Consider the following 12,830-nt stretch of genomic DNA (forward strand, 5'->3'; position numbering starts at 1 on the left):
TCATTATTTAATATGTATTATTAATTCTTTTCTAATTTAATATACTTAAAACTGTCCCCATCTCCAACTCATTGCCACGCAAACTTTTTGAATGTTGAGTTATAAATATGCCAGTATGAGAATTCTTATAACCAATGACGATGGAGTTAACTCGTCTGGAATAATGGCTGCTAAAAAAGCTGTTGAAGGTCTAGGAAAGATCGACGTGGTGGCTCCTGCAACTCAGCAAAGTGGAATTGGACATGCATTAACGTTATTTGAACCAATTAGGGTTACTGCAACAAATCTTCTAGATGGAAGTGAAGCATTTTCAGTTTCAGGAACTCCTACAGATGCTGTAATAATAGGTATTTATGAGATTACTGAAGAAAAACCAGATCTTGTGATATCCGGAATTAATATAGGAGAAAACCTTGGGAAGTCAGAATTAACTACTTCCGGAACTATAGGTGCTGCAATGGAAGCAGCAGTTCATGGTATTCCTTCAATTTCAGTTTCACTTCAAGTTTCTCGTGGTGACATAAAGTTTCATGATGGTCATGTTGATGTTGATTTTAGACATGCATCAAAGATTTTGAAATGTGTGGCTGAGAAGGTAATTGAGAAAGGACTCCCATCAGGTGTGGATTTTTTGAATCTAAACATACCATCACATCCATCTAATAACAAGATAAATCTCACTAGGTTGGGTGAAAGAATGTATAAAATACATATAAAGAAAAGATTAGATCCTCGCGGTAGGCCTTATTATTGGATCGATGGGGATCCAATTGAAAATGATGATATTGGAACAGATGTGAATGTTCTTAAAGTTGAACGTTCTGCAACAATAACTCCTATTTCTCTAGATTGTACATCGAAATTAAATTTAATGGAAGGATGGTTGGATTAACATTTATTTCCCTTTCATATTAGGAATTTTAATTATTATTTATTTTTACATTTATTTGATTTTCCAGACATACACTTCAAGTGTAAAGGTGTTCATTTTTGGTGTACTAATTAATAAAATATTTTCTACAGAAGAATTATTAAAGATATATATTCAAACTATTTCATTAATATGCAATTTTTTAGATGTAAAATTTAAAATGCCAGGGATTAATGGATATTTTATTCAAAGAGATATTATTTTAGTCTTAATATGAAATTATCTTAAAATAATTTTAATATAGTTATTATAATTAATAGAAAAAAAATAAAATATTCTCAACAGAATTACAAAATTTAAACATCTAGATGATCTACTGTAGAAAATTTTTTTAATATTTGTTGATTATAATTAAAAAATTAGTTTAAAATTTAAATTTTATGATTCTACTGTAGAATAATATTATCAAATTTCAATTCATATTTTCTACTTTTATCCCTAGAATATTTTTTTTACCTTCAAAAACTGATTTAGCTATCTGTGCACTTCCTAAAGAACCAGATGTAGGGGGTAATTTAAGAATTGGAATTGATTTATTCAATCCCATTTTAATTTCTTGAAAAAAGTCATAAGGTTTTTGCATTGAACCTATTGAACCTGTTAAAACAATACCTTGAAGTTGGGAATCGGTTATCCCAATAAGACCATGAATTTCCATTAGAATGCTCATAATCATTGTTTTGAAAGCAAGCTCAGTCATTTCATCTCCTTTGATGTATCGTTGTAGAAGCTCTTCTTTAGCTAATGAAACTTTTGTATCTAAATTTGCTATTTTAACCGCTCCTGCTCTCGAAAAACATTCATTAGCTGTTTTTAATCCATCATCAATGTCTCTAATCATTTGAAGATCTAATGGGCCATGAACTATACCCATTGCCCCAATACAAGCATCCATTGCTCCACGTATTTTTCCATCTTCAATTAACATGCTTACAGTATTTGAGCTAATATCTGATACAATCATATTTTCAAAACCAGTTTCCATATATGCATTGTAACATATACTGATTTTTTCAGAGCTTGCATGATGGGAATAAGCAGCTTTAAATCGAGGATCAAGACAGCCTGTATTCTTATGGATTCCGGGTATAAGTATTGTGGGAATTCCTGATTTTTTTATTTCATCATATACTGCAGTTCCTCCTCCAGTTACCTTACCTGCACCTTCCATAGATAGAATTCCTCTATCTTTAACCTTTTCAATAGGCATAATGGTATTGATGCCGTCACCCATAGCGTAAGTAATGGCCATTAGGTCAATGGATTTTAGGTCAACCATTTTATTAAGCTGTTGAAGTGCTGATGCAGAGCCTTTTGATAGTTCTTCTCTTCCAATTTTGAAGTGTACAGGCTTATCAGTAAGTATAGTAAAAGAAACTCCTGTTGTACCGTGATCCATGCCAATAAAGACCATATTATCACCATTTTAATTGATAAAGGTATTAATTCAAATAGAATTTAGTATAATCTGGTGTAATTCCAAAAGTTCAATCTTGTGTTAAAAAGAAAAAAATTATTTTTGGAGTCCACATAATTTTCTGAGTTTGGCTCCAACTTTTTCTATTTGTAGTTCAGATTCAATTGCTCTTAATCTTTTGAGCATTGGGCTTCCAGCATTAGTTTCAGTTGCCCATTCTCTTGTAAATTCTCCGGTCTGTATCTCTTCTAGAATTTTCTTCATTTCTGCTCGGGTTTCATCGGTAATTATACGTTTTCTTGTAGCAAGACCACCATATTCAGCAGTGTTACTTACATCGTTCCACATCCCAGCAAATCCTTTTTGATATATAAGATCTACAATGAGCTTTAACTCATGACAAGTTTCAAAGTAAGCAATCTCTGGTTGGTATCCTGCATCAACAAGGGTTTGGAAACCAGCAGCAATAAGTTCTGTTGCACCACCACATAGTACGGCTTGTTCACCAAAGAGATCTGTTTCTGTTTCTTCTTTGAAAGTTGTTTCGAGTACTCCTGCTCTTGTTAATCCTGAACCTTGGCCCATTGCTAACGCAATTTGAAGTGCATTTCCAGTATAATCCCTTTCAACAGCTACTAATCCTGGCACACCGAATCCTTCTTCATAAGTTTTTCTAACCATTGCACCGGGACCTTTAGGAGCTATCATTGTTATATTAACATTTTCTGGAGCGTTTATATACCCAAAATGTATATTGTAACCGTGTGAGAAAGACAAGGTATTTCCTTCTTCAAGATTATCTCTTATTGATTTTTTGTATACTTCTCCCTGAATTTCATCTGGTATTAGTATGTGTATCACATCAGCAGCTTTTGCAGCATCTTCAACAGTCATAACATTTAAACCATCATTTTTAGCTTTTTTCCAAGAAGCTCCATCTTTTCTTAAACCAACAACAACATTTAATCCGCTTTCATGCATGTTTCTTGATTGTGCCATTCCTTGGCTTCCATATCCTATAACTGCAACAGTTTTATCCTTTAAAATGTTTAGATCGACATCTTTTTCATAATACATTTTCATTTTTTCTCCTCCATTTAAATAATATTTTTAACATAAATGCTTAATTTTTTTAGTTGTAAATACAAATTACATGGTCTTAGTTCCTCTTGAAATTGCTGTTGGGCCTGTTCTGGCAACTTCTTTGATGCCAAATATCCTAACAAGATCTATAAGGGATTCTATTTTTTCAGGCGGGCCTGTAATTTCAATTGTAAGTGTATCAGGACCCACATCAATTATTCTTCCACGGAATATATTTGCATATTGTATTACTTCTGATCTCACTTTCTCATTTGCTGTATGAACCTTGATTAAACATAGTTCTCGTTTTACTGTTATTTGAGGTTCAAGATCCCTTACTTTAATTACTTCTATGAGTTTGTTGAGTTGTTTTGTAATTTGTTCAAGAACTTTTTCATCACCCTTTGTTATAATTGTCATACGTGCAAGGTGCTCTTGTTCTGATGTGCCTACAGTAATATTCTCAATATTAAAACCTCTTCTAGTGAAAAGACCTGCTACTCTTTGGAGTACACCCGGTTTATGAAGAACCAAAGCACTTATAATATGAGTTCTGCTTTCATCCAACTTAATCACCACCCTTTTCTTTTCCAGTTGGTTTATAAAGAATTTCACCTGGTGTTTCTTGTTCAGTCTTGTATTCGCCAATAATTTCTGTTATCCCCCTTCCCGGTGGCACCATAGGGAGTATCTCTTCAGGGTCAATTATAACATCGATAAGGTAAGGTTCTCCTGACCTAATGGCATTTCTAATTGTTACTTCCATTTCTCCAGGTTTTTCAACTCTTTCTGCACTAACCCCGAAAGATTCTGCTAGTTTTACAAAGTCAGGACTCTGACCTAGGTGTGTGTGTGACATTCTTTTATTATAAAACAATTTTTGCCACTGTGAAACCATACCAAGACGTCTGTTATCTAATACACAGATAACTAAAGGTATATCATATTCTTTAATGGTAGCTAGGTCTTGACACACCATTAGAAATCCACCGTCTCCACATACAGCCACAACATCATTATCTGGCATCGCAATTTTCGCACCCATTGCAGCAGGGAACCCGAATCCCATTGTTCCAAGTCCTCCTGATGAAATAAACTTTCTGGGATTTCTTGAAGTGAAATAATGGGCCATCCACATCTGGTTCTGACCCACATCAGTGGTCACAATTGTATCATCAGTAATGGCTTCATATAATTCTTTTATCACTTGTTGAGGTTTTAATGGAATGTCATCAGCAAATGATAAACGAGGTATGCAAGTCTTCTTAAAGTTCAGCACATGGTTTAACCAGGCACTTTGATGTTTATTCTCATTTTTATCTTTTGAAATAATCTTTATCAGATTATTGAGTATTATCTTGGCATCTCCAACAATAGGAACATCGACATCAACATTTTTACCTATTTCGGCTGGATCAACATCTATATGGATAATTTTTGCATTTTTAGCAAATTCTGAAATTAAACCGGTAGTACGATCTGAGAATCTACACCCAATTGCTATTAGGCAGTCGCATTCATCAACAATAAAATTTGATACTTTTCTTCCATGCATTCCTAACATTCCGAGCGATAACTGATCATCTTCTGGAAATGAACCTTTACCCATCAGTGTTGTAGTTACTGGTGCTTCAACCAATTTTGAAAATTTTAACAGTTCTTCTGATGAATTGGAAAGTATTATACCTCCACCAGCTAAAATAACAGGCATTTTTGAATTTAATATTAATTCTGCTGCTCTTTTGACCTGTAATGGATGGCCTTTTTTAGTAGGTTTGTATCCTGGAAGATCCATATCTTTTGCTTGATCATAATCGAACTCTTCTTCTTGAACATCTTTTGGAAGATCTAAAACCACTGGCCCGTTTCTACCTGTTCCCGCTATATAAAATGCAGATTTTATCATTCCAGGAATTTCTTCAGCTTTCATTGCTTGGAAATTATGTTTTGTTATTGGCATTGTAATACCAATAGTATCTACTTCCTGAAACGCGTCATTACCAATTAAATGTGATGATACTTGACCTGCAATTGCTACTATTGGGGAAGAATCCATGTACGCTGTAGCGATTCCAGTTATAAGATTGGTTGCACCGGGTCCTGAGGTACCAATACATACACCTACCTTACCTGAAGCTCTTGCAAACCCGTCTGCTGCATGAGCTGCGCATTGTTCATGTCTTACTAGTATATGTTTTAGATCTGAATCGTATAATACATCGTATAACGGAAGTAGAACCCCTCCAGGATACCCGAAAACAACTTCTACTCCTTGATCTGTGAGTGATTTGATTATGGCTTCGCCACCCTTCATAAAAACACCTAACTTACTTTTAATCACTTTATTGTCCTTTTTTTTAATCTACCTTAATTGAATAATTCTATTCATTTCAACATTACCATGTTGAAGTATATATTATCTTTTATTAACCATCTATCACTGACTGACCCCCAAGCATATAAAACATAATAATATAGATTTTTTTAAGTTTAACATTATAATTCATCTTATATATTGGATGAGTCGAATTAATCCTTTATAAATCAATAAACTTAAATTATAAAATATATTTTTTGTAAAGATTAATATAGAATTAATCGATTTAAAGTTATTTTATATAAAAAAATAGAATATTTGGTACTATTGGATGTATTGGCCATGAAGTAAACTATTTTATACTGGTATTCTCAAGGTGTCAATCATTTTTATAAGTGTAGGGGATTATAGATTTAGGCAAGGAGGAGTAAACATGAAGATTCTTGTAGTAGGAACTGGAGCAAGGGAACATGCAATTTGTAACGCGGTGAAAGACGCCGAATTATATTCTATCATGAGCAATAGAAACCCGGGAATATCCCGGATATCAAAATTCCAAATTTCAAGCGAGAAAGATTTGATTGGAGTTAAGAAATATGCTTTGGATAATAAAATTGACATAGCAATAATTGGTCCAGAGGCACCCCTTGAAATGGGAATTGTAGACGAACTTCAGGCAGCAGGTATAGGATGTGTAGGTCCAACTAAAGAAGCTGCAAGGATCGAGACTGATAAGGCATTTATGAGGGATCTATTTGATACTTATAAAATTGGGGGGTCTATTGTTTACAAAGTTTTCGATAGTGTGGAGGATACTGGAGATTTCATTGATGAATTTGGTCAAGACGTAGTAGTGAAGCCTGTTGGACTAACCGGGGGTAAGGGTGTTAAAATTGTTGGAGAACATCTTGAAGATGGTGAAGCTGCTAAAAGATATGTAAAAGAAATAATAGACAATAAAATCAGCGGTTATGCTCAAGTGGTAATTGAGGAAAGATTAATTGGTGAAGAATTCACTGTACAGGCTTTTGTTGATGGAGACAAAGTTGTACCAATGCCCGCTGCCCAAGATCATCCTCATGCTTATGAAGGTGATCAGGGTCCAATTACTGGAGGAATGGGATCTTATTCTGATAAAGATGGTTTACTTCCATTTTTAGATAGAAAAAATTATCAAGATTCGGTCAAGATAATGCAAGATACAGTTAACGCAATAAAAAAAGAAGTTGGACCATACAAGGGTATTTTATATGGTCAGTTTATGTTATGTAAAGATGGACCTAAACTTGTAGAATACAATGCAAGATTTGGAGACCCCGAGGCCATGAATGTTCTACCTCTTCTAAAAACAGATTTTGTCGAATTATGTGAGAATATAGTCGATGGAAATTTAAAATCAGCTGATTTTAAAAGAAAAGCGACTGTATGTAAGTATATAGTGCCTCAAGGTTATCCGGAAACAGGAAAAGCTGGACAGATAATAAATGTAGATGAATCTAAAATAAATCAAGAAGGTGCACTTGTTTATTACGCTGCAGTGAATCAAAAGGATGATAAAATATTTACATCTGCATCAAGGGCACTTGGGCTTGTTGGGATTGGGAATACAATATCAGAAGCAGAAGAAATATGTGAAAATGTTACAAAATATGTTAAAGGTAAGGTTTATCATAGGAGAGATGTTGGAACTGTTAAACTCATTGAAAAGAGAATTAAACACATGAATATGCTCAGATCATAATTTAACTATTAAATTTTTAGGATTAAACAAGTAAAACTGGAACTTTCAAAAATTCTAATAAAAATTTAACAAATTAGTACATTCTAGAAATTAACAATAAAAACTTGTAAAATATTAGGATAGACTGTTTTCACATATATGAATTAGATTATAGTTATGAAAATAAGAGGAATTGACACGATAAAATAAGTTTTTAATGGAATTAGTCAAAAATAACCTAGATTTCAAATTGTACAGTTAAATTTAAGTAATATTGGAATAAGATAATTTAATTCTTACAGAGAACTTCAGTTTTGGGGGATAAGTAATGAAACATCTTTTATCGGTCACTGATGCAAAGAAGGATATATTTGAAATACTAGAATTGGCAGGGAATTTTAAAGAGGATCCATATGGTAAAAAACCTTTAAAAAATAAGACCCTTGCAATGATATTTGAAAAAGCATCAACAAGGACCAGGATATCATTTGAAGTGGCAATGTTACACCTTGGAGGTAACCCTCTTTATCTATCGGCTTCGGACATGCAATTAGGTCGTGGAGAGATCATTGAGGACACTGCTAATGTATTATCAAGATATGTAGATGGGGTTATGATAAGAGCCATCAAACACGAAGATGTACTTCTCTTCGCACAAAACTCGAATGTTCCTGTTATTAATGGTTTAACTGATAAAGAACATCCATGTCAGTCATTAACAGACATATTTACTATTTTTGAACATAAAAATAGTTACCAAGTTAAAATGGCATATTTAGGGGATGGAAACAATGTTTGCAATTCACTTTTACTTACATGTGCTCTTGTTGGTATGGATTTGACAGTAGTATGCCCTGTAGGATACGAACCAGACCAGGAAATATTTGAAAAAGCTTTAATGTACGCGGAAGAAACAGGTTCAAATATTGAGATAACTAGTAATGTTCGTGATGGAGTTAAAGATGCAGATGTTATTTATACAGATGTTTGGGTTAGTATGGGTGACGAAGCTGAAAAATTGCAACGTTTGATTGATCTGAATGATTATCAAGTTAACATGGAACTTTTGAAACGTGCCAAACCTGATGCCTTAGTAATGCATTGTCTTCCTGCTATTAGGGGTCAAGAAATTACAGATGAAGTAATGAAAAGTTCCCAATCTGTTATTTGGGATCAGGCAGAAAATAGGATGCATGTAGAAACTGCTATACTTTTCAAACTCTTAAATAAATGAATATAAATAAATTCATTTTTTTCTAATTAATATTTCGTACTACATAGATTGTGGAGCTTCAATTCCCATTAGCTTAAGGCAATTTTGTATGGTAATTCGAGATTTGTCTACTATTAGAAGTCTTAAATCTTCTTTATCTGATCCAATTACTGGGACTGACTTGTAGAATTTGTTGAATGCACCTGCAAGATCTTGTGAGTATTGTGCAATGTTATGAACTCTATTTATTCTAGCAGACTCTTCTATAACAAATGGAAATTTAGATATGATCTTTATGAGATCAATTTCAAATGGATGTTCAAGATTTAAATCTATAATCTCATCTAATTCATTTGTCTTGTAGTTAGCTTTCTCTAAAAGTTTGCATGCTCTGGCATGAGAGTACTGTATTGATGCACAACCACGTTCAAAACTCAGAGCTTCATCCCACTTGAAAATTATATGTTTTTCAGGCGATAATCTGGCTATAAAATATCTAATTGCACCTATTCCAATTTGTTCAGCAATTTTCAAGCGTTCAGATTCATCAAGATCAGTTCTTCTTTTTTCAATTTCTTTCATGGCCCTTATAACAGCTTCTTCCATTAAATCATCGACACTTATGAAGACTCCCCTTCTAGTTGACATTGATCCTTCTGGAAGAGTAATAAATTCATAAAATATTACTTCAGGTTTTTTAGCACCGAGGAGTTCAAGTGGTATGTTCAACTGGTCAATTGCTAACTTATGATCAGAACCAAGAACATCTATTGAAAGATCAGATTTTTTAGATTTTTCAAAATGATAAGCAAGATCTCTTGTGGAATAAAGTGAAGTTCCATCTGAACGTATGAGTATTAGTTCTTTCTCAATACCATATTCATTCAAGTCCATATAGACAACTTCATTCTTCTTTGTGTATGGATCAAGAAATTTTAATATTTTTGCAACACTACCATTTTTAATGAACCGGCTCTCCCATATAAACGCATCATGCTCCACATTAAGTCTAGCAGATGTAGAAGATATACCCTTAAGGCACTCTTTAACAACATTTTCAAAGAGTTTTTCAAGTTCATCATCGCCACCCTTTTCATATCGTTTTAGTAAAGCACTTACCTCAACTTTGAGATCAGGATCTGCTCGAAGTTTTTCATTAACTTGGAAGTATAGTTTTCCAATTTCATGATCTGGCTTTCCATTGGGATCCATCTGATAAACATGGTTTAAAATTCCCCAGACAATCATAGCAATTTGTCTTCCCATATCATTTACATAGTACTGTGTTTCTACATCGTATCCTGCTGATTTCAAAACCCGTGCAAGAGAATCTCCAATTATGGAATTTCTTATATGTCCTATGTGTAGTGGCCCATTTGGATTGGCAGATGTATGTTCAAGGATTATTTTCATATTTTTATCTTGAAGTTTTCCATAATCTTCATTAATGGAATTCAAAACAATTTCTGAGAATTTATCATTATCAACAAAGAAGTTGATATATGGTCCTTTAGAATCAACCTTTTTAAAGATATTTGGAGTCTTCAGAACACCAAGGATATCGTTGGTAATGTCCATTGGGGCCCTTTTAAGGTTTTTGGCAAGTTGAAATGAAACTGAACTTGCAACATCTCCTAAATTAGAGTTCGGTGGTTCTTCAATTCGAATGTCTTCTGGAACTTCCCAACCAAGAGTACTTATAGCTTCTTCAAGCGATTTAATTGATTCTAACATTAAAATTCTGTACATAAAATTCACCTAAGATTAGTATAACATGTTAAATAAATCTGTTCTAATAATAAAAAGTTGATTAGGGTTATTTTTCCACTAATGCAATTTATAAGGATAATTATTATAAACCTCTTATCCAAAGGGTTATATATCCTACTTTTGGGATTACAAATGGAGTATTGCCGAAACTGATTACTTTAGCCATTACCTGGTCATGATAAACAGGCGCAGGATCTTGAACTGGATTGTTATCTCCCTTTGTTGTATAATATGGAGTTCCATTTGAATCAGTTCCTGTTGCTATAATTCTATGTATAACTGGTTCTGGGAACCAAGTGGCCCTATAGATGACTATATCTCCGATCTTCAGATCGTCTGGATTAATTTCTTGTATACCTAAAAAATCTGTTTTCTCTATTACAACAACGTCTCCTCTATAAAAGACAGGTTCCATACTTCCAGAGACCACGACATTCATATGTTGCGCTAAAATTATTCCTATGATAATTATTGCCACGTAACTAAATATTTCCCGGGTATTAGACATTTTATGCACTCCTATCTTAAAACTGCTCCCTCATCTGCTGATGTGGCTAATTTCATATATCTTGCAAGGCATCCTTTAATATTCCTATCCGGTTTAATAGCTTCTTTAATTCTTTTCTTTATCTCTGCTTCAGTAACTTCGAATTCCAAGATTCTATTGGGAATATCTATTTTAATAATATCCCCATTTTTCACAGCTGCTAATGGGCCATCTGCCATTGCTTCAGGGGATACATGGCCAACACAGGGTCCACGCGTTCCTCCTGAGAATCTACCATCGGTAATAAGTGCAACAGACTTTATTTCCATTCCTGATATTGCTGAAGTAGGATTCAACATTTCTCTCATTCCTGGGCCTCCCTTGGGGCCTTCATAACGGATTACAATTACATCTCCTTCGTTGATTTCTCCTTTAAAGATGGATTCAACACAATCTTCTTCACTGTTATAAACCTTTGCAGGACCTTCATGCTTCATCATATCAGGATCAACAGCACCTTGTTTAATTACAGATCCTTTTGGTGCTAAATTCCCCTTGAGAACTGCAATCCCTCCTTCGGGATGTATTGGATTATCGAGAGATCTTATCACGTTTTCATCCAAAACTTTTGCATCTTTGATATTTTCTTTAAGAGAACCACCAGTGCATGTAAGAACTTCCATATCTAGTTTAGTCTCCAAAACCTTTAGAACTCCAGGTATTCCTCCGGCTTTATCTAAATCTAGCATACTATGAACTCCTGCAGGACTTATAGAGGTTATATGGGGGATTTTTTTACTAAATTCATCGAAGAGATTAAGATCAACTACTATTCCTTTCTCTGAAAGCTCATTAGCTATTGCAGGCACATGTAATGTTGTATTAGAGGAACCTCCAAGTGCCATATCGACAGCCACAGCATTTTCAAAAGCACTTTGAGTCATTATCTTTGAAGGGGTTATATCATTTTTAATTAAATTTAATATCTGTTCTCCAGATTCTCTAGCTATTCTTATCTTTTTCCCTGCAACTGCATGTGTAGTTGCACAATATGGTAAACTCATTCCAATGGCTTCAGTAATGCATGCCATGGTATTTGCTGTAAAAAGACCTGCACAGGAACCTGGTCCAGGACATGCGCATTGTTCGAGTTCAAGTAAATCTTCTTCACTCATTTTACCTGCTGAAACAGCTCCAACCGCTTCATAAACATTTATTAAATCAACAGATTTACCTTTAAACTCTCCGGGAAGCATGGGGCCACCCGTAACAACTATGGAAGGTATGTCTAACCTGGCAGCGGCCATAAGCATGCCTGGGACTATTTTGTCACAAGTAGGAATCAACACCAACCCATCAAACTGGTGAGCCATGGCTACACTTTCGACTGTATCGGCAACAATTTCCCTCGAAGCTAAAGAATAACGCATACCTTCATGATTCATTGCAATTCCATCACAAATAGCCATAGTATTAAATTCAAATGCCACTCCTCCGGCATTATTTATTCCTGTTTTAACGGCTTTTGCCACTGTATTAAGATGTATATGGCCAGGAACTATGTCTGTGAAACTGTTTGCAACGCCTATAAACGGACGATCCATTTCTTCGTCTGTTACTCCACATGCTCTCAAAAGGGATCTGTGAGGTGCTCTTTGAAAACCCTTTTTAATAGTATCACTTCTCATTTCATCACCATGAATAAACTATTTAAAATAAATTTAGAAATTTTTATATTAAATATATTTCAATGTTATTATTTTACTATTATTTACTCAAATATTATATTTATATAGAATTAACAGAGCATTTATAATTATCATTTCCAATTTTAATAATTTATAATTAGAAACTATATGGAAGTAAATTAATCAAAAATAAGATTTGAAAGT

General features: G+C 34.0%; 10 protein-coding genes. 3 read left to right on the top strand and 7 right to left on the bottom strand.

What is annotated here, in order from left to right:
- Positions 1-115: 115 nt before the first annotated feature.
- A complete protein-coding gene (gene surE / locus DL91_RS12005) occupies positions 116-892 on the top strand; it encodes a 5'/3'-nucleotidase SurE (protein ID WP_048192060.1) in 777 nt (258 codons plus the stop codon).
- Between the two features lie 451 nt (positions 893-1,343).
- On the opposite strand, the gene DL91_RS12010 is transcribed toward surE, so the two are convergent.
- From DL91_RS12010 to DL91_RS12025, 4 genes are all read right to left on the bottom strand, one after another.
- Entirely contained in the window at positions 1,344-2,345 is a 1,002-nt protein-coding gene (locus DL91_RS12010) for a methanogenesis marker 12 protein (RefSeq protein WP_048192062.1), read from the bottom strand.
- A gap of 99 nt (positions 2,346-2,444) precedes the next feature.
- Entirely contained in the window at positions 2,445-3,431 is a 987-nt protein-coding gene (ilvC, locus tag DL91_RS12015; RefSeq protein ID WP_048192064.1) for a ketol-acid reductoisomerase, read from the bottom strand.
- A gap of 66 nt (positions 3,432-3,497) precedes the next feature.
- Entirely contained in the window at positions 3,498-3,998 is a 501-nt protein-coding gene (gene ilvN / locus DL91_RS12020; RefSeq protein WP_048192065.1) for an acetolactate synthase small subunit, read from the bottom strand.
- A gap of 1 nt (position 3,999) precedes the next feature.
- Positions 4,000-5,745: an acetolactate synthase large subunit gene (locus DL91_RS12025; RefSeq protein WP_048192067.1), complete on the bottom strand. Its 1,746-nt coding sequence runs from the start codon at positions 5,743-5,745 to the stop codon at positions 4,000-4,002.
- Between the two features lie 436 nt (positions 5,746-6,181).
- On the opposite strand from DL91_RS12025, the gene purD reads away from it, so the two are divergent.
- Positions 6,182-7,489 carry a phosphoribosylamine--glycine ligase gene (gene purD / locus DL91_RS12030; protein ID WP_048192069.1) on the top strand — a complete coding sequence of 436 codons (1,308 nt, stop codon included), beginning with the start codon at positions 6,182-6,184 and terminating at the stop codon, positions 7,487-7,489.
- Positions 7,490-7,796: 307 nt separating this feature from the next.
- Positions 7,797-8,702, top strand: coding sequence for an ornithine carbamoyltransferase (argF, locus tag DL91_RS12035; protein WP_048192071.1), 906 nt, complete (start codon positions 7,797-7,799; stop codon positions 8,700-8,702).
- 39 nt (positions 8,703-8,741) lie between these two features.
- On the opposite strand, the gene argS is transcribed toward argF, so the two are convergent.
- The 3 genes from argS to ilvD all read right to left on the bottom strand — a co-directional run bounded on the left by argS (position 8,742) and on the right by ilvD (position 12,626).
- The gene (gene argS, locus DL91_RS12040; RefSeq protein ID WP_048192073.1) at positions 8,742-10,430 is read right to left on the bottom strand and encodes an arginine--tRNA ligase; all 1,689 of its coding nucleotides are present in this window, start codon (positions 10,428-10,430) and stop codon (positions 8,742-8,744) included.
- A gap of 103 nt (positions 10,431-10,533) precedes the next feature.
- The gene (locus DL91_RS12045) at positions 10,534-10,959 is read right to left on the bottom strand and encodes a signal peptidase I (protein ID WP_048192075.1); all 426 of its coding nucleotides are present in this window, start codon (positions 10,957-10,959) and stop codon (positions 10,534-10,536) included.
- 11 nt (positions 10,960-10,970) lie between these two features.
- Positions 10,971-12,626 (bottom strand): dihydroxy-acid dehydratase, encoded by a 1,656-nt coding sequence (ilvD, locus tag DL91_RS12050; protein WP_048192077.1) that lies wholly within the window; start codon positions 12,624-12,626, stop codon positions 10,971-10,973.
- Positions 12,627-12,830 lie beyond the last annotated feature (204 nt).

The organism is Methanobacterium sp. SMA-27, assembly GCF_000744455.1.
Lineage (GTDB): Archaea > Methanobacteriota > Methanobacteria > Methanobacteriales > Methanobacteriaceae > Methanobacterium_B.

Coding starts and splice junctions, on each gene's coding strand:
- surE (WP_048192060.1), top strand. CDS start 116: ATGAGAATTCTTATAACCAATGACGATGGAGTTAACTCGTCTGGAATA.
- DL91_RS12010 (WP_048192062.1), bottom strand. CDS start 2,345: ATGGTCTTTATTGGCATGGATCACGGTACAACAGGAGTTTCTTTTACT.
- ilvC (WP_048192064.1), bottom strand. CDS start 3,431: ATGAAAATGTATTATGAAAAAGATGTCGATCTAAACATTTTAAAGGAT.
- DL91_RS12025 (WP_048192067.1), bottom strand. CDS start 5,745: ATGAAGGGTGGCGAAGCCATAATCAAATCACTCACAGATCAAGGAGTA.
- purD (WP_048192069.1), top strand. CDS start 6,182: ATGAAGATTCTTGTAGTAGGAACTGGAGCAAGGGAACATGCAATTTGT.
- argF (WP_048192071.1), top strand. CDS start 7,797: ATGAAACATCTTTTATCGGTCACTGATGCAAAGAAGGATATATTTGAA.
- argS (WP_048192073.1), bottom strand. CDS start 10,430: ATGTACAGAATTTTAATGTTAGAATCAATTAAATCGCTTGAAGAAGCT.
- DL91_RS12045 (WP_048192075.1), bottom strand. CDS start 10,959: ATGTCTAATACCCGGGAAATATTTAGTTACGTGGCAATAATTATCATA.
- ilvD (WP_048192077.1), bottom strand. CDS start 12,626: ATGAGAAGTGATACTATTAAAAAGGGTTTTCAAAGAGCACCTCACAGA.